General features: G+C 56.1%; 16 protein-coding genes. 11 read left to right on the forward strand and 5 right to left on the reverse strand.

Going from position 1 to position 16,624, the window contains the following annotated elements; genetic code table 11:
• Positions 1 to 62 precede the first annotated feature (62 nt).
• The 11 genes from HYP802_RS0118575 (at position 63) to HYP802_RS0118625 (ending at position 11,554) form a co-directional block, all read left to right on the forward strand.
• Positions 63 to 1,571 (forward strand): aldehyde dehydrogenase family protein, encoded by a 1,509-nt coding sequence (locus HYP802_RS0118575; protein ID WP_024276306.1) that lies wholly within the window; start codon positions 63 to 65, stop codon positions 1,569 to 1,571.
• A gap of 405 nt (positions 1,572 to 1,976) precedes the next feature.
• Entirely contained in the window at positions 1,977 to 2,231 is a 255-nt protein-coding gene (locus HYP802_RS23715) for a hypothetical protein (protein WP_013949215.1), read from the forward strand.
• A gap of 238 nt (positions 2,232 to 2,469) precedes the next feature.
• Positions 2,470 to 4,338 carry a methanol/ethanol family PQQ-dependent dehydrogenase gene (locus tag HYP802_RS0118585; protein ID WP_081740997.1) on the forward strand — a complete coding sequence of 623 codons (1,869 nt, stop codon included), beginning with the start codon at positions 2,470 to 2,472 and terminating at the stop codon, positions 4,336 to 4,338.
• On the forward strand, positions 4,319 to 5,128 hold the full coding sequence (locus HYP802_RS0118590) for a quinoprotein dehydrogenase-associated putative ABC transporter substrate-binding protein (protein ID WP_024276309.1): 810 nt from the start codon (positions 4,319 to 4,321) through the stop codon (positions 5,126 to 5,128). Before HYP802_RS0118585 ends, HYP802_RS0118590 begins: the two co-directional genes overlap by 20 nt.
• An 8-nt stretch (positions 5,129 to 5,136) precedes the next feature.
• A complete protein-coding gene (locus tag HYP802_RS0118595; protein ID WP_013949218.1) occupies positions 5,137 to 5,628 on the forward strand; it encodes a c-type cytochrome in 492 nt (163 codons plus the stop codon).
• A complete protein-coding gene (gene coxB, locus HYP802_RS0118600; RefSeq protein ID WP_013949219.1) occupies positions 5,625 to 6,674 on the forward strand; it encodes a cytochrome c oxidase subunit II in 1,050 nt (349 codons plus the stop codon). Before HYP802_RS0118595 ends, coxB begins: the two co-directional genes overlap by 4 nt.
• 11 nt (positions 6,675 to 6,685) lie before the next feature.
• Positions 6,686 to 8,623, forward strand: a complete 1,938-nt coding sequence (gene ctaD, locus HYP802_RS0118605; protein WP_013949220.1) for a cytochrome c oxidase subunit I — start codon at positions 6,686 to 6,688, stop codon at positions 8,621 to 8,623.
• A complete protein-coding gene (locus tag HYP802_RS0118610) occupies positions 8,616 to 9,215 on the forward strand; it encodes a cytochrome c oxidase subunit 3 (RefSeq protein ID WP_013949221.1) in 600 nt (199 codons plus the stop codon). Before ctaD ends, HYP802_RS0118610 begins: the two co-directional genes overlap by 8 nt.
• Positions 9,216 to 9,425: 210 nt before the next feature.
• On the forward strand, positions 9,426 to 9,659 hold the full coding sequence (locus HYP802_RS23720; protein WP_155831275.1) for a hypothetical protein: 234 nt from the start codon (positions 9,426 to 9,428) through the stop codon (positions 9,657 to 9,659).
• Entirely contained in the window at positions 9,653 to 10,912 is a 1,260-nt protein-coding gene (locus HYP802_RS0118620) for a cytochrome c oxidase assembly protein (protein ID WP_013949223.1), read from the forward strand. The genes HYP802_RS23720 and HYP802_RS0118620 overlap by 7 nt, the downstream gene beginning before the upstream one ends.
• 423 nt (positions 10,913 to 11,335) lie before the next feature.
• On the forward strand, positions 11,336 to 11,554 hold the full coding sequence (locus tag HYP802_RS0118625; RefSeq protein ID WP_024276312.1) for a hypothetical protein: 219 nt from the start codon (positions 11,336 to 11,338) through the stop codon (positions 11,552 to 11,554).
• A gap of 59 nt (positions 11,555 to 11,613) precedes the next feature.
• Here HYP802_RS0118625 and HYP802_RS0118630 read toward each other — a convergent pair whose 3' ends face one another.
• From HYP802_RS0118630 to HYP802_RS0118660, 5 genes are all read right to left on the reverse strand, one after another.
• A complete protein-coding gene (locus tag HYP802_RS0118630) occupies positions 11,614 to 13,191 on the reverse strand; it encodes an arylsulfatase (RefSeq protein WP_013949226.1) in 1,578 nt (525 codons plus the stop codon).
• A 110-nt stretch (positions 13,192 to 13,301) separates the two neighbouring features.
• Positions 13,302 to 13,775, reverse strand: coding sequence for a DUF202 domain-containing protein (locus HYP802_RS0118635; protein WP_013949227.1), 474 nt, complete (start codon positions 13,773 to 13,775; stop codon positions 13,302 to 13,304).
• Positions 13,776 to 13,781: 6 nt separating this feature from the next.
• Positions 13,782 to 14,282: a hypothetical protein gene (locus tag HYP802_RS24050; protein ID WP_013949228.1), complete on the reverse strand. Its 501-nt coding sequence runs from the start codon at positions 14,280 to 14,282 to the stop codon at positions 13,782 to 13,784.
• Positions 14,283 to 14,799: 517 nt separating this feature from the next.
• Positions 14,800 to 15,711: a folate-binding protein YgfZ gene (locus HYP802_RS0118655; RefSeq protein WP_013949230.1), complete on the reverse strand. Its 912-nt coding sequence runs from the start codon at positions 15,709 to 15,711 to the stop codon at positions 14,800 to 14,802.
• Positions 15,712 to 15,800: 89 nt separating this feature from the next.
• On the reverse strand, positions 15,801 to 16,553 hold the full coding sequence (locus HYP802_RS0118660; RefSeq protein ID WP_024276314.1) for a hypothetical protein: 753 nt from the start codon (positions 16,551 to 16,553) through the stop codon (positions 15,801 to 15,803).
• Positions 16,554 to 16,624 lie beyond the last annotated feature (71 nt).

Genomic DNA, 16,624 nt, shown 5'->3' on the forward strand with positions numbered 1-16,624 from the left:
TCCACGCACTGAAAAGCAGTTTCCGTTTTCAAAAACGCAAGCCAATCGAGGTGAAATCGCCTATGTTCGTTCCGCAAATCGATGAGTGGCAACCCGCATCCAAGCAAACTACCGACTTTCTCTCCGGGCAGCATAAGCTGGTGATCGGCGGCACCGAGCAGGCAAGTGCGTCGGGACAGACGATCGAAACGTTCGATCCCGCCCTTGGCAAAGTTCTTGCCGCCGTTCCGCATGCCGGACAGTCCGACGTCGATGCAGCCGTTGCCGCCGCGCAATCGGCCCTCGCCGTTTGGCAAAAAATCGCGCCGAGCGAACGCGCGCGCCTCATGATGCGCTTCGCCGATTTGATCGAACGCGACGCACCGTGGATCGCAGAGGTCGAGAGCCTCGATTCTGGAAAACCCAAAGCTCATATCGCTGCCGTCGATATTCCCCTCGGCCTCGGGGCAATCCGCTACAATGCCGGATGGTGCACGAAGATTGCGGGTGAGACGATCCCAGTGACATCGCCCGACATGCTCGTCTACACGAAACGCGAACCGATCGGCGTTGTCGCCGCCATCGTGCCGTGGAATTTTCCGCTTTGCCAAGCCTGCTTCAAGATTGCACCCGCACTCGCAGCAGGCTGCACCGTGATCCTGAAACCCGCAGAGCAGACCCCGCTGTCCGCCCTCATCCTCGGCAAGCTCGCGCTCGAAGCCGGCATTCCTCCCGGTGTTTTGAACGTGCTGACCGGAGAGGGAGCAACCACCGGCCAAGCCCTCGTCGTACACCCCGGAGTTGCAAAGATCTCCTTCACCGGCTCGGAGGAAGTCGGCAAGCACATTGCCCGCACTGCTGCGAACACGCTGAAGCACGTTTCACTGGAACTCGGCGGCAAGAACCCAAACATCATCTTCTCGGATTGCGACGACGTCGATGCCGCTGCAGCAACAGCAGCCGGTGCAATTTTCTTCTACACGGGCCAAGTTTGCTCTGCCGGTTCACGTCTGATGGTCGATGCAAAGGTCTTCGACCGCGTCGTCGACCGTGTGGTCTCGGAAGCCCAACAGCTTAAGATGGGCCATGGACTTAAAGCCGAAACCACACTTGGCCCGTTGATTTCTGAGGACCAACTGAAGCGTGTCGACGGCTTTGTCGAAGAGTCGCGCGGCAGTGGCATTGAGATTGTTTCGGGCGGCAAACGCGCAGTCGGCGATCTCGCCTCGGGATCGTTCTACGAACCAACCGTACTGACCGGAGCCGAAGATACCGACCGCGTCGTCAAGGATGAGATCTTCGGCCCGGTTCTCACCGTGCAACGGTTCGAAACCATTGACGATCTGATGCCACGTGCGAATGCGACCAACTTCGGTCTCGCCGCCGGCATCTGGACGCGGGACATCGCAAAGGCTCATGCGGCCGCTGCCGCGATGCAGGCGGGCACCGTTTGGATCAATACCTATAATCAGTTCGACGCTGCCGTCGGTTGGGGTGGATTCAAACAGTCAGGCTACGGCAAGGACAACGGTCGCGAGGGATTGGATAAATATCTCCAGACCAAAACCGTGTGGGTCAATCACGCGCGATAATATTCGCTACAAGCGTATGATCACCCCCGGGATTTAGCCAATCGACAGAGTTCGGCGCCGAACATTCCAATTGCGGTGTCGGCACCGTTCCTCGCGAGAATGTCTTCGATTTATTACCGATGGCTGCCGCAATGAATGGCAACCCAACGCCGAGAGAACAAGCCACGCAGGCAGAATCAGAATGCAAGGCGAGATAACGCTCTCCAACCCAGCGAGTGCAACGCTAGCGTAGATATGAATATTGCCGATCATGCTATTCGGACCGCTGTAAGCTGTCAGCGAAGGTGCCGGTTTGAGAGACCAGGCTATTTTACGGCCGCCGAGAAAAAGGCACCCATTACAAACGCGCGAGATTTCGGAACTCAGGAGCAGGCGATCCGTTCCCACGATAAGGAGGACGGATCCATGTCCACGCTCAGCAATCTCATGTTTGTCGCCGCTGTTATTGGCGGTCCGATCGTTCTAGCGTTGCTTTACCTCTACGGCATGAAAACAACGCGCGAAAAGGATAGGATACCCCATTCTCGTGACATTACCGACCGCGCTACGAAAGAGCTTTACAAGGAAAGCGAGGCCGAGCGCGAGCATCAGGAAAAGGCAGCGGCTCGCTCGGATAAAATCGTCGATGTAATCGAACGAAAAACTGGAACGACGGGCTAAATAGCCTTCGAACACCAGGGCACCATATTCGTGTCTCTCCCCGAGGGAGACGGTTGTCGGTGCCCACCGTATTATCCGTGTTGCGAAAAGAGAGCACAAAAAGATCGACAAATATCGGAACCATGACCAGCTGATACGGTTCTAGCGAGCAACGACTACTAGCCAAGTTTAGAGGTCGCCTTTCCGAGCGGCCAACGATTTCGCTAAGCGCACATAGAACTCGCATCAGGGACCGTCGATGAAAAAGCTCGGGTCGCCTCTCTCTTTTTTTGTAGCTCTATCGTTGCCGGCATTGATCCCCCAGGCATCTCTCTCCCAGACATCCTCGCCTCAAATCAAGACCGCGGTGGTCGATACGGCGGCAAATGCGGGGGCCGATGCGTCAAAACCGCAGGGACCCGCCTTCGCGACGCCTGGAGGTAACGAGTGGCCTATGCCCGGCGCAAACACGGCACTCACGCGGTACAGCTCGCTTTCGGACATCAATGCGCAAAACGTCAGCAAGCTGACGAGTGTCCTCACCTTTTCGATGGGCGTTGATCGCGGACAGGAAGCGGCGCCACTCGTCATAGGCGATACGCTCTATGTCGTCTCGCCGTATCCGAATATCCTGTACGCGCTCGACCTTTCGAAACCTGGTGCGCCTTTGAAGTGGAGTTACAAACCCCACCCTCTGGCCGCGTCGCAAGGCGTGGCATGTTGCGATGTGGTCAATCGCGGTCCCGCCTATGCGAACGGCCGCGTCTTTTTCAACACGTTGGACGGCAATACGATCGCCGTCGACGCGACAAGCGGAAAAGAAATTTGGCGAACGCAGCTCGGCGATATCACGCACGGCGAAACGATCACCATGGCGCCGCTTGTCGCCAAGGACAAAGTTCTCGTCGGCGATTCCGGCGGCGAAATGGGCGTGCGCGGCTGGATTGCGGCACTCGACCAGGCGACCGGTAAGATCGACTGGAAAGCCTACAGCACCGGCCCCGATTCCGAGGTGCTGATCGGTTCGGATTTCAAGCCATTCTACCCGCAATACAAAGGCAAAGACCTGGGTGTATCGACGTGGCCTGCCGATATGTGGAGACATGGCGGCGGCACTGTATGGGGCTGGGTTGCGTATGATCCCGATCTCAATCTCGTCTACTACGGCACGTCGAATCCGGGTCCATGGAATTCGTCGATGCGGCCTGGCGACAATATGTGGACGGCAGGTATTTTCGCTCGTGATCTCAATACCGGGCAGGCGCGATGGTTCTATCAAACAAGCCCGCACGATATGTCGGATTACGATGGTGTGAACGAGACGATCCTCATCGATGCCAACTGGAACGGAAAACCAAGAAAGCTCCTCGTTCATCCCGATCGCAATGGCTACGTTTACGTTCTCGCTCGCGATACAGGCGAAGTCTTATCGGCAAAACCCTTCGCTCCCATTACGAGCAGTACCGGCGTCGACCTCAAGACCGGGCGTATTCAATATAACCCGGCCAAACAGCCGAAGGTCGATCAAGTCGTCAAGGACATCTGTCCCGCTCCACCAGGGGGCAAGGATTGGCAGCCATCCTCGTTCTCGAATTCAACGGGCTTGCTCTACATTCCGCACAATAATCTATGCATGGATATCAAGGAGGGCGAAGTCGGCTACATCGCGGGCACGCCCTATGTGGGCGCCGACGTCAAGATGAAGGCAGGCCCGGGCGACGGCCACCGCGGTGAGTTCGACGCTTGGGATATCAAGACCGGGACGAAGGTGTGGAGCATCAACGAGAAGTTCCCTGTCTGGAGCGGCGCTCTCTCAACGGCTGGCGATGTCGTTTTTTACGGAACAATGGATGGCTGGTTCAAGGCGGTGGACGCTAAAACCGGCAAGCTCCTTTGGCAGCACAAAACCTCGTCAGGAATTATCGGCCAGCCGACAACATGGCGCGGCCCCGACGGTAAACAGTATGTGTCGGTTCTATCGGGGGTCGGCGGATGGGCAGGCGCCATCGTTGCCGGCGGGCTTGACAAGCGTGACGGAACAGCCGCGCTCGGCTTCGTCAATGCGATGAAGGATCTTCCAGAGGCCACGACAAAAGGAGGAACGCTCAATGTATTCGCGCTTCCTTAGTCTCGCATGCGGCGCCATTACGACCGTCTTCCTGGCGTCTTCTCCGGCAATCTCACGCGAACTCAAGGTCTGCGCCGATCCGAACAATATGCCTTATTCCAACGCCAAAGGCGAAGGTTTCGAAAACCGTATCGCTGAATTGGTCGCCACCGATATGGGCGCTACGGCGAAGTTCATTTGGAAGCCAGAATGGCGCGGCTTTGTCCGTAAAGGGCTGAAAGCCGGGCTTTGCGACGTCGTTCCCGGCGTACCGACGAACTTTGAGCGCGTGCGAGCGACAAAACCTTATTATACGGCGAGCTATGCCTTCGTTCAGCGGCAAGGCGCAAGCCCCATAACATCCTTCGACGATGAGCGACTTAAGACGTCGCGCATCGGTGTCCAGCTCGTCGGCAATGACGGCGCAAATACGCCGCCGATGGATGAGCTTGCGCGACGTGGTCTCAATCAGCATGTCCAGGGTTTCATGGTCTATGGCGATTGGTCGAAGCCAAATCCGCTGGCGCCGATCGTCGACGCAGTCTCGAACGGCGATATCGATATCGCGCTCGTGTGGGGACCTATCGCCGACTATTACGCCGCACGCGAGATACCTCCATTGCGCGTAACGCCCGTTACGACGGGGCGCTTGATGTCATTCTCGATCGCCATGGGCGTTCGCAAGCAAGACAAAGAACTTGCGAATGAGATCAACCGGATTATCGACCGGAGACGCGACGACATCAGAAAAATTCTTGCTGACTACAACATCACGCCTTCCATGGACCAGAAATCCGCAACCGCGGAGTAAGAACAGTGATGCGTATATTCTCCATTCTGGCGTGCGCCGCATTGGCGATGTCGCTGTCGGCATGCAAATCGCAAGAAAGCAAAGGCGACCAAGCGACTGAGCGAAGCTCTACTCAATCGAACGAAGAGCCACGCGTCGCCCTGGTGCCGCTAACGCCTGGAGCAGGCAAGCCCGTCGTCGATCACAGCGCCGAAGGCCGCCGCATCGAAAACGATCCCGAGCAAATCGCTGCAGGGAAGCAACTCTTCACGGCCATGAACTGCGTCGGGTGCCATTTCCATGGCGGCGGCGGCATGGGGCCGCCTCTGATGGACAACGTCTGGATCTATGGCGATTCCATCGAAAACATTGCCGCCACCATCCGGGAAGGCCGCCCGAATGGCATGCCGTCGTTCCGCGGGTTCCTGCCAGACGAACAGATTTGGCAGCTCGCTGCTTATGTCCGCTCGCTTTCACATCCCCCGCACAATCAGACAGCCGCCCAAGAAGAAAAGAAATGAGAAGCGCGCAGCACGATCTAGTGAAAGTGACGGCGAACGCCGCTCCGGCGTTCGCATTGTGCGCCTTGTTTCCTGCCCGGGCGTTCGCGACCGCTGCCCCTCTCAATTTTCTGCAGTCCTCCGGTCCCAAGGCCGACAGCATCCTTGCGCTTACCTGGGGCCTACTGGCGATTTCGATCATCGTTGTGATTTTGATGACTGGGCTGGTCTTATGGGCCGTATTCCGGTCGCGCTCCCCGTCTGATCTGGACAACGGCATACAGCCTGACGGCCATCGACCAAACAGTTTCAGCATTTTTGGATGGGGCCTCGGCATCACGACGCTTGTTCTTGTTGGCTGCGTCGTCTGGACAATGGTAACGCTTGCGGCCATTGGCGAACCGCCGCAAAAGCCTGCGTTGACGATCGCGATCACGGGACATCAGTGGTGGTGGGGTATTCGCTATTTGAGCGACGAACCATCTCAAGTTTTCACCACCGCCAATGAATTTCACATCCCGGCGGGCGTTCCGATAAAAGTGACACTGCGATCTGCGGACGTCATCCACTCATTTTGGGTGCCCGCGCTGTCAGGTAAGACGGATGTCATCCCAGGGCAGATCAATACGACCTGGATCGAAGCGAAAAAGCCGGGCACCTATCTTGGGCAATGCGCAGAATACTGCGGCGCTCAGCACGCACATATGGCAATCCGCGTCGTCGCGGAATCCGCGGACAAATTTGCGGCATGGCGAAACGATCAATTGAAATCCGCAGCGCCGCCCGCGACGGACGACGGGAAAGCTGGACTGGTCGTGTTCGAGCGGCGCTGTGCGGGCTGCCACACCGTTCGCGGGACGGAAGCCGGCGGTATCTATGGGCCAGATCTGTCGCACCTTATGACTCGTGCGACGCTCGCGGATGGAACGATCCCTAACGCCGGCGGCTATCTCGCAGGATGGATCGCCGACCCACAGCACATCAAACCGGCAAGCCGCATGCCGCGGGTCTCTCTATCGGGAGACGAGCTTCAGGCCGTCACGAACTACCTTAGAACGTTGCACTAGGAGGGACACGCATGGCAGACACGACCGCGATCCCGACCGTCGATGCGACGCCTGCACTTGCTGAAAAGCTCGAACGCATTTGGGAGTCGCGCCCGGGATTCCTCGGATGGCTCTCGACCGTCGATCATAAGTCGATCGGCATTCGCTATATCGTTACGGCTTTCGCATTTTTAATAATCGGCGGCATCGAAGCGCTGATTATGCGTCTCCAGCTCGCGGGTCCCAATGAGCATCTGCTGACGCCCGAACAGTATAATCAGCTTTTCACGATGCATGGCGTGTCGATGATCTTTTGGTACGCCTCGCCAATTCTCTCCGGGTTCAGCAACTACCTGTGGCCGTTGCTGCTTGGATCGCGCGACATGGCATTCCCGCGGCTCAACGCCCTTTCCTATTGGATTTATCTATTCTCCGGAATTTTCCTCTATGCCAGTTTCGTCGGCGGCGTTGCCCCGGACGCCGGTTGGTTCGACTACGTGCCGTATGCGTCAAAGGACTTCAATCCCGGCATCAACATCGACATTTACGCGATGGCGCTGATCTTTCTAGGGATCTCGACGACGGTGGGCGCGATCAATTTCGTCGTGACGCTTCTGCGCACGCGCGCTCCTGGGATGTCGATCAATCGCTTGCCCATCATGGTGTGGGGAACGCTGACAGCATCGGCAGGAAATATCCTGGCAGTTCCCGCTGTCAGTCTGGCGTTCTTTCTTCTCTGGCTCGACCGGCGATTTGGAACGCATTTCTATGACGTCCCAGCCGGGGGCCAACCGCTCCTATGGCAGCACCTCTTTTGGATGTTTGGGCATCCCTGGGTCTATGCCATCGTGCTTCCAGCCATGGGCATTGTGTCCGATGCGCTTCCTGTTTTCTGCAGGCGTCCCCTCGTCGGCTACACCTTCGTTGCGCTGGCTACTGTCCTGACGATGGTTCTCGGCTTCGGCGTCTGGGTCCATCACATGTTTGCGACAGGTCTGCCGAACATCGGCATGTCATTCTTCAGTGCAGCTTCGTTCGTCATCGTTATTCCGAGCGCGACTGCCGTGTTCGCCTGGATCGCCACCATCGCGACCGGGCGTCCACAAATGACGACCGCGTTTTTGTTCTTCTCTAGCTTCATTACTCTTTTCGTTATCGGCGGCGTATCGGGCTTCATGACCGCAGCCGTGCCGGTCGATTGGCAGCTGACCGACACCTATTTTGTCGTCGCCCACATTCATTACGTGCTGATCGGTATCAACGTTTTTCCGGTTATCGGAGGGCTCTATTACTGGTTTCCGAAAATGACGGGGCGCATGTTGAGCGAGCGTCTGGGCAAATGGAATTTCTGGCTCACTTTCATCGGTTTCAACATTGCGTTCCTGCCGATGCATCTGACCGGACTTCTTGGAATGCCGCGCCGCATCTACACTTATGGACCCGACTTCGGCTGGACGACGCTGAATATGATCACGACGGTCGGCGCCTTTATTCTCGCTTTCGGAATACTGCTTTTTCTCATCAACATCGCCATCAGTCTGCGTTCGGGCGCCCTCGCAGGACCAAATCCGTGGAACGCTCCGACGCTCGAATGGGCGACGTCCTCACCACCACCAGCTTACAACTTCGCAGTCATTCCAATCGTCGCAAGTCGCCATCCTTTATGGGAGGACAGCCTCCAGGAAACCGATGAGCGCTCTTCGATCAATAGCGGCTTGGCGCTCGACCATGGCCGCGAGACGATCGCCACAACCCCAATCGACGCAGAGCCTGATGCTATCCTCAAAATGCCGGACGACAGCTATGCGCCGTTATTCTTGGCGTTGGGTCTCAGCGCGCTTTTCGTCTCGATGCTCGCGCAGTCGCTCGCCGGCGGCATTTTTTCCATCGTCGTCATTCTTCTCTCGATACTGCTGTGGCTTTGGCCCACGCACGTGACGTTCCGGCCCGTTGAGGTGTCGCATGGCTAATCTTGTCATTTCTCGGCCGGATGTACATCTTCCCGCTGCCGGACTTCATCGGTCATCGGGCTGGTGGGGAATGCTGTTCGTCATTGCGACGGAAGCCGCGGTCTTCGCCTATCTGCTCTTCAGTTATTATTACATGGCCATAGAAATACATTCGACGTGGCCCACACATCCGCCTTCATTGAAGTTGGCATTGCCGAACACGATCATTCTTCTCGCCAGCAGCGTAGCGATTTGGTGGGGCGAGCGTCAGTTCAAACAAGGGTGCCGCGCAGAGGCGTTCCTCGGCATGTCGCTCGCGGCATTGCTAGGTCTCATGTTCTTGGGCATTCAACTTTTGGAATGGCACAATAAGAGCTTCACAGTCTCGTCCGACCCGTACGGATCGCTTTATTTCACGATCACAGGATTTCATATGGCCCACGTCGTTGCCGGCTTGCTGATGATCGTCGCGTTGATTTCCTGGATGGCCGCAGGGCTCCTTTCGGATCGCCGGCGCATCGCGCTCTCAATCGGCGCGCTCTATTGGCATTTCGTCGATGCCGTCTGGCTGACAGTATTCTTCACTTTCTACATCACCTCTTACTTGAGCTAAGCGATGCATCAAGGCGCAACCATATCGGGCTCAGCCCATCCAGCCCCTCACCGAGAGAAGGCCCCGCTGTCGGCGTTGGCATTCGGGCTTCTTTCCGCACCAATTGCGTGGGTTCTGCATCTGCTCATCAACTATTCGATCGCAGGCCAACGTTGCATCGGCGCCGTAGCTCGGGAAGACATTTTACGTGGTCCGCCGGGAGCTCTGGCCATGATTCTTCTCGTGGACATCGCCTCGCTCGCGTTGGCGGTGTCGGCAGGATACGTCGCTTTTGTTCTTTGGAAGAAAACGAAAGACGAAAAAGTGGGTGAGGCGCGCGCACTCGTCCATGCCGGAGAAGGTCGAACGCGCTTCATGGCCATGTGCGGAGTTCTGACAAGCACGCTTTTCGGGTTTGCAATCGCAGTCGATGCCCTTGGATCTATCGTGGGGCCGCCATGCTGAAAAAACTTTGCCCTTTTATACCGTTTCTGACGACCTTCTGCGCAACGGCAGCGAGCGCACACGCCATATCCAATGACACTCAGTCGTCTGAGACGATCAGATACCTCGAAACAATCGTTATTATAGTCACCATCGTAGCATATGCAGCGGGCGTCATTCGCATACGGCGAGAAGTTGGTGCGCGCCGCGTCGTAACCGCGTCGCAAACTATCGCATTTGCAATCGCGATGGCCCTGTTCGTCGTCGTCCTATCCCCACAAGTCGACGAAATCACCGACGCGCTTTTCTCGGCGCACATGGGTCAGCATTTGATCCTGATGCTGGTCGTACCCCCCTTGCTCGTCTGGAGCCGGCCTATCCTCGTAATGATCTGGGGGTTGCCGCGCAGCTTCCGCAAGCGGGTTGCCACTTCCATTACTGTCCATTGGTTGCGATCAGCTATCTGGCATCTGATGCACCCTTTGTCGGTGGCAGCGCTTTTCCTCGGAACTTTTTCATTCTGGCATCTGCCTCGCCCCTACGCCTGGAGCCTTCAGAATGAATGGGTGCACACGTTCGAGCATTTGAGTTTCGTCGTCACCTCATTCATGTTCTGGACGCTTGTGATCGAACCATCGGGTCGGCGTCGCATGGAATTTATTCCAAGCATGCTGTTCGTTGCGGCCATCGCGGTTCTCAGTGGTCTCCCCGGCGCTCTGATGATCCTGTCACCGGTTGTCCTGTTCAAGGCTCACGGGATGGCGCCTTACGCATGGGGAATGACGCCGCTTGAAGATCAGCAAATCGCGGGTTTGATTATGTGGATCCCTGCTGGAATTTTTTTTCTAGCTCCGATTGCTTGGTTGTTCGTCAAATCGCTACAGAATGCTGAACGTCGCGGAACGGTAACGCACCTAGCGAGAGCCGGAATGCTGGCGCTTTTGTTGCCAGCTGTCTTGTCGGGATATTCCGTTGTCAAGGCCGAGCCTGCTGCCGGTGCACCCGCAAATGCCAAAGCGCTCATAGAACACTATGGATGCGGATCGTGTCACACGATTCCGGGCATCGATAACGCCGACGGACGCGTTGGCCCACCGCTCGCGGGAATTGGCAATCGCGTTTTCATTGCGGGGCGATTGCAGAACAACATCGGAAACATGACCAAATGGATCGCCAGCCCGCAATCCGTCGACCCTGGGAACGCCATGCCGGATATGGGCTTGAAGGCCAAAGATGCGGCAGCGATAGCCTCGTATCTCGAGACGCTGCATTAACAGCGTGAGACGATGGCTTCAGTGCGGTTCCCACGTATCCGAGGTCGCCGCAAGGCTTTGCGCTTCAAGCTCGGGCGGGTAGGCACAGGGTAAGCTGAGCATCTCGTTGTCGACGTGTTTCCTTGACCGGCTTATAGAGATCGACGACGACTCAGCCCTCAGTCTCTGCAACGCCCGTCCTGCCCGGCAGATGGCGGTCAGGACCAAACGATGCGAAAGCGGAAAACCAATGCCGTTGACGTAAAAGTATTTGCCGTCAGGCGAAAAACGCATCACGACCTCCCAAAAGGATAAGCGCGGCTTTTTTCATCTCTTCACAGATTTGACGACTTTGCCCACAAGCTGCGACCAAATTCGACTTTGATACGCTCCCATGTCGTGCCACCCTTAATACCGACTGGGGATTTTCCGGGGGAAGGTCTCATGCCACTCGATGGAATGCGTGACGAGGATGAACCGCGCGGACCGCGCTGCGCGAGTTGCCACGAGCCTTTGGTCGATGGACAACGCGTCCGTCATATCCATTTCAGCAACGATCCGCACGGCTTTCGCGGCTTGACCGGCAAATATCACGAAGCCTGCAGCAGGCCCTTCGTATCGCTTGCCCATGTCATCAATCTCACTCACACGCGCGGCTTCTAAGCGATTGATCCGGGATGGGAGGGCAGCGAGATCCTCGCCGCCCTGTCATGCATAGCGCGTCAGTCGCCGGCCACCGCAGTTGCCTTCATTTTTTCGATCGCATCATCGATCGTAAAGCTGTTGGGCTTCTGTATCGGCGGGAAGTCCTTGAACGTCTCAGCGAATTTTGAGGCGACCATATTGATCGCGAACACAATATAGTCGCGACGAATGAACCACTCATAGTACGTGTTCGACGTTGTATCTGCGAATTCGTAGGGATCAGTGCGTAGATTAAAGAGTTTTGGCACGCGCAATCGCGTAAATGGCTCCGCCCAGACCTGAAGCGTCCCCTTGCAGCGCTGTTCCATGAAGACACATTTCCAATTGTCGTAGCGCAACGCGAGAATGTCGCCATCGTCGCTGATGTAGACGAACAGCTTGCGTGGACTCTCTTTTTGTTCGCCGGTCAAAAACGGAAGCAGATTGAAGCCATCGATGTGGTTCTTGTACGTCCTTCCGCAAGCCTGATAACCCTTTTTCAGCTTGTCCATGACGTCGGGATCGCCCGCCATTGCGAGAAACGTCGGAAACCAGTCGTGAAGCTGAACTATCTCCGTGGAGACTTGTCCCGGCTTTATCTTTGCCGGCCACCGCACCAATTGGGGAATTCGGAAAGCACCTTCCCAGTTCGTATTTTTCTCGGAACGGAATGGCGTCATGCCGCCATCCGGCCAGGAATTGCGATGAGGACCATTGTCGGTTGAGTATTGGACGAACGTGTTCTCCGCGATGCCGAGTTCATCGAGAAAATCCAGCATCTGGCCAATGTTCTTATCGTGATCAATCATCGTGTCGTGGTATGGCGACTGCCAACGACCGGCTTGACCGAGGCTCTCTTTTTTGGGGTGCGTATAAAGGTGCATGTGGGTGGTGTTGAGCCACACGAACCACGGCTTCCCCGCGTCTTCGGCGCGCTTAATGAAATCCTTCGCCGCGGCTACGAACTCGTCATCACAGGTCTCCATGCGCTTACGGTTCAATGGGCCTGTGTCTTCGATTTTTTGCTTTCCGACCTTCCCCCAGCGCGGCTCTTCGGTTGGATCGTCTTTATCGGTCGCCCAAGAATGGATGACGCCGCGAGGTCCAAAATTCTTGCGATAATTTGGGAAGTCCTTTTCGGGAAAATAGTCATACATCTCCGGCTCTTCTTCGGCGTTTAAATGGTAGAGATTGCCGAAGAACTCGTCGAAGCCGTGATTGGTCGGCAGCATGTGATTAAGATCGCCGAGGTGGTTTTTGCCGAATTGACCGGTGGCATAGCCTTGATTTTTCAATGCACCCGCAATCGTTACGATCTTCTCATTCATGCCGATCGGCGCCCCAGGCATGCCGACTTTCGATAACCCGGTGCGAAGCACGCTTTGGCCGGTGATGAAAGAAGAGCGCCCCGCGGTGCACGATTGTTCGCCGTAAGCGTCGATAAACATCATGCCTTCTTTGGCGATACGGTCTATGTTGGGCGTCTGATAGCCCATCAATCCATGCGAATAACAACTTAAATTCGAGATGCCGATGTCGTCACCCCAGATGACGAGGATATTGGGCTTGTCCGATTTACGGGGTGCGCCGCTGCCGCCTTTCGCTTCCTTGGCCATGTTAGGCTCCTTTTGGTTTCAGCTATTCCCTCCATGGTATTTCCCCAATAAACTCGTTTCGCCCGTACTGATCGCGTCCTACGTATCCATCTTGCCTCCTGTCGTTGGCGCTAGCCAAACGGTCCGATCTGGAAAAGCATGCTGACGATCGCAAAGATACCGATCAGCAAGAGGACGATCGCGGTGATAAGTGTGAAGGATGGAGGAAAGCGGCTCTCGCCGTGAACCAGTCCGGCCTGGCGCATCATCTCGCGCTCTTGGCGCAAGCCCAACATGAATTGCACGTGATAGACGATGCCCACGACCAACATGATGATGCCGAGCAGAACGAGCGCCACACCAAAATTTCTGGATGCTCCGGCATGCGTGATGACATCCTGATCTCGCAGCTTCTGAAACACCTGAAAAATAGTGAATCCAAAGCTGATGAGTGATAGCGAGGTGCGGATGACAGACATCAACGTCCGATCGGCGCTCATACGCGTGCGTTGAAACGACATACCGGTACGACGTAGTGAAAGCTCGACCGAAATATCGTCCGAAGCAGAAGCACTTGTGATGCCGGATTTTGGATCGCGTGTCATAGCCGCTCATACCTCTCGGGACTTCTGAGCGCACCATCGCCGCGCAATGCGGGCCACAGGCCCTCGGATCAGCAGGTACGGGACAAAGGCCAAAACAACGGCAATGATAACGGCCTCAGCAGGATAGAAAGTTCCCAATACCTTGAACTGATAGATTGCATCCATGACGAGCCCCAAAAGAACGATACGTGCTGTAGAAATGATGCCTTCGCGTAGCCGCCCCGGACGTTTTTGAGCATTCGTGAGTACCGTCCAGAAATAAGGGGACCGGCCGAGACGCGCGTCATTGATGCCATCGTGCAGGGCAGCCATCATCGCCATCGTTGGCTGCAAAATAAATCGGAATGACATTGGTCCGCTGGGACGCCCCGTAAAGTCTTGCCATTGTCTTTTAAAAACCTCGCCCGACACGCCGTACCAAAACAAACCGAGCAGGATGAGTGCCGCCGACGCCAGCACCACGGCTTGCGCCAGGACACTTGAGCCAGATGAGGTTTGGCTGGTCATCTATGGCGCTCCCTGACGAGATGCGTTGAGATATTTGCTTGAAGTGGATTCTTGAATTGCTTCCAGGCGACTTCGCGAACGGGCGATACTCATCGCCCCATCCTCCGGCAGCACTAAAATTTCAGCGGAACGCTGCGCAGAGAAAATTGGCTCCTGCGCTGAAAAAATCGAGATCGCCTGCCAGGTTCTGAGCAGCGAGCAGCTTTCGATCGTGCAAACAAATACATACGCATAGCCGGCATCCGGGAACGCGTAGTGACACCCGTCTACGGCCGAGACTGTCTTGCGAGATCAATCCGTAGTCAACGTAATTTGTTATTGCGGTGCGAGCGTGCCATGCCCCAACAGCCGAGAACGCGATTTAATAAAATTTATCGCACCAGCGTCGATCAGCATCTCATTCAATAGAACCATCGTTATCCCCTTTGCGAGCATCGCATACTGGAACTCGCGCTTTATTTCGGCGTCGTGTGGGCAACAAAAACTCAAAAAAATTGCCGACGTTATCGGCATGGGATCAGCGCGGAATCCAGCTCGGCCAATTGATATTAAGTGGCACCTCCCCAGCGCGGATCGCATCCATCTGAGCATCTGCTAGGCGATCGAGCCGGAGCAACGCGAGGCCTCTCAGGCCTGAGACTGCAATCAGCTGTCCAAGCTCGGCTCCATTGGCCGTGACCGACGTCCCGACAGCCGGAAGGGATGTTGAAGCCACGCTGACAACTGGCAATACGCGCTTGCGCAATTTGTCTTTGAGCTTCATGCGCGCAGTCAACTCTTGGCCGACATAACAGCCTTTCTTGAAATCGACACCGTGAAGCAGCTCGAAATTGGCTTCGAGCGGGTAGCAAATCTCTCCTTCAATGTCAGCGGTGTCGGCAACGCCGAGTGCCAGTCTGTGCGCATTATATTCTTCGACGGTTGCGCTAGTGACGCCGCGGCGGGCAAGCTCGATATCGACTGTCAAATCGACGGGGAACAGCAGGCGTGCGCCTAAAGCCGGGAGGCGAGGATCTATGAATGCGTGGTGTGTCCAAGGAAGCGAATTTTTCTCTGTCAACATCGTGCGCGGGTCAAGCCCCAACCTCGCGGCGACGTCCGATCCCCACACAGCGGCTACAGCAAGCGGCGTTTCTGTTTCGCCGAACGTGACCTCCGCGCGTAACTTAAACTTGACGAGGCGCTCAATGAATTTTTCGACATGCGAACTGGCGATATCAACGAGTAGCTTCTCGCCATCCGGCATAATGAAAAGATCGCAAATGAGCTTGCCTTGGCCTGTCAGCAGGCCGGTGTAAAGGGCGGTTCCCGGAGCAACGCGGCGCATGTCATTGGTCACGAGCCCCTGGAGAAATTTGGTCCGATCCGCGCCGCCGATTTCGAGGACGCTACGATCGTGTAAAATTGCAGCCTTTGCGATGTCGCTCATGTTGTTTCCGGCCGGTGGAGCGGCTTAGTAGACGCTATAAAACACGTCGTTTGCGCCTGGGTGAGATATCGTCCCCACATCGCAATCATTTAGGACCGGCGCGCTAAAGACCGCAGAAGCCCCTGGTATTCGTCATTCAGTTCCATATCGACTGCGGGCGCGAGCTTGAGCAGGGTATTTGCAACAAAAGCCTGGTCGTTACGGGGATCTTCCAAGACCTCGCGCAAAACGGGAAGGTTGTCTTCGATGTGCTGGAGAAAAGCCACGCCCTTCTCTAGGGTTTCCGTCCAGCGCGCACGACTCCATAGCGCCAAGGGGTACATGATCTCGTGAAGGAAATTAGATCGTCGCGCCTTCTTGAAGAAGCGCAACTCAGCGTTCCAGTTTTCCTTGGCGCGAAGCGGCGGTGGCGGAATATCGCCAGAAAGCATCTTCTTTCCAGCTTGGCCGACGAAATCATCTAGCGTCACCGGAGCGTCTATCTGAGCGCGGAAGTGCCATAAGCCCATAGAACCTGGGAATTCTTTCCCCATGCCTTCGATCAACGCAGATTCCACCTTGTCGACTGCTGCTTTGTCGCCTTTCATCGAAGCCGTCATGCAGAAGGCGAACACAGCGTCGTTGCCGATCTCGTGGACGCCCCCTTTTCTTAACTGCTCGATCGAGAGCGCCGGCGTTACGCCATCAACAGGAAGCTGAGCTTCGCCGAGACGCTGCGCCGAGACAAAGGCCGTAATTTCGAGCCAACCCATCAGATTTTCGATGAAGGCGTCCGGATCGGCGTGCACAATTGCAAGATTGAGCGGCCCTTTGCGTTTTTTGAGTTCCACCATATCCGTCATGACGTGGCCCATCGTATCCGTTTTCGATTGTCGCCTTTAGAGCAGCCTCCGGCAGCTGACTATTCTCGCGA

The organism is Hyphomicrobium sp. 802, from assembly GCF_000526135.1.
Classification (GTDB): domain Bacteria; phylum Pseudomonadota; class Alphaproteobacteria; order Rhizobiales; family Hyphomicrobiaceae; genus Hyphomicrobium_B.

What these genes read in the sequence shown, in the direction of transcription:
- HYP802_RS0118575 (WP_024276306.1), top strand. Translation starts at nt 63, where the DNA reads ATGTTCGTTCCGCAAATCGATGAGTGGCAACCCGCATCCAAGCAAACT.
- HYP802_RS23715 (WP_013949215.1), top strand. Translation starts at nt 1,977, where the DNA reads ATGTCCACGCTCAGCAATCTCATGTTTGTCGCCGCTGTTATTGGCGGT.
- HYP802_RS0118585 (WP_081740997.1), top strand. Translation starts at nt 2,470, where the DNA reads ATGAAAAAGCTCGGGTCGCCTCTCTCTTTTTTTGTAGCTCTATCGTTG.
- HYP802_RS0118590 (WP_024276309.1), top strand. Translation starts at nt 4,319, where the DNA reads ATGTATTCGCGCTTCCTTAGTCTCGCATGCGGCGCCATTACGACCGTC.
- HYP802_RS0118595 (WP_013949218.1), top strand. Translation starts at nt 5,137, where the DNA reads ATGCGTATATTCTCCATTCTGGCGTGCGCCGCATTGGCGATGTCGCTG.
- coxB (WP_013949219.1), top strand. Translation starts at nt 5,625, where the DNA reads ATGAGAAGCGCGCAGCACGATCTAGTGAAAGTGACGGCGAACGCCGCT.
- ctaD (WP_013949220.1), top strand. Translation starts at nt 6,686, where the DNA reads ATGGCAGACACGACCGCGATCCCGACCGTCGATGCGACGCCTGCACTT.
- HYP802_RS0118610 (WP_013949221.1), top strand. Translation starts at nt 8,616, where the DNA reads ATGGCTAATCTTGTCATTTCTCGGCCGGATGTACATCTTCCCGCTGCC.
- HYP802_RS23720 (WP_155831275.1), top strand. Translation starts at nt 9,426, where the DNA reads ATGATTCTTCTCGTGGACATCGCCTCGCTCGCGTTGGCGGTGTCGGCA.
- HYP802_RS0118620 (WP_013949223.1), top strand. Translation starts at nt 9,653, where the DNA reads ATGCTGAAAAAACTTTGCCCTTTTATACCGTTTCTGACGACCTTCTGC.
- HYP802_RS0118625 (WP_024276312.1), top strand. Translation starts at nt 11,336, where the DNA reads ATGCCACTCGATGGAATGCGTGACGAGGATGAACCGCGCGGACCGCGC.
- HYP802_RS0118630 (WP_013949226.1), bottom strand. Translation starts at nt 13,191, where the DNA reads ATGGCCAAGGAAGCGAAAGGCGGCAGCGGCGCACCCCGTAAATCGGAC.
- HYP802_RS0118635 (WP_013949227.1), bottom strand. Translation starts at nt 13,775, where the DNA reads ATGACACGCGATCCAAAATCCGGCATCACAAGTGCTTCTGCTTCGGAC.
- HYP802_RS24050 (WP_013949228.1), bottom strand. Translation starts at nt 14,282, where the DNA reads ATGACCAGCCAAACCTCATCTGGCTCAAGTGTCCTGGCGCAAGCCGTG.
- HYP802_RS0118655 (WP_013949230.1), bottom strand. Translation starts at nt 15,711, where the DNA reads ATGAGCGACATCGCAAAGGCTGCAATTTTACACGATCGTAGCGTCCTC.
- HYP802_RS0118660 (WP_024276314.1), bottom strand. Translation starts at nt 16,553, where the DNA reads ATGACGGATATGGTGGAACTCAAAAAACGCAAAGGGCCGCTCAATCTT.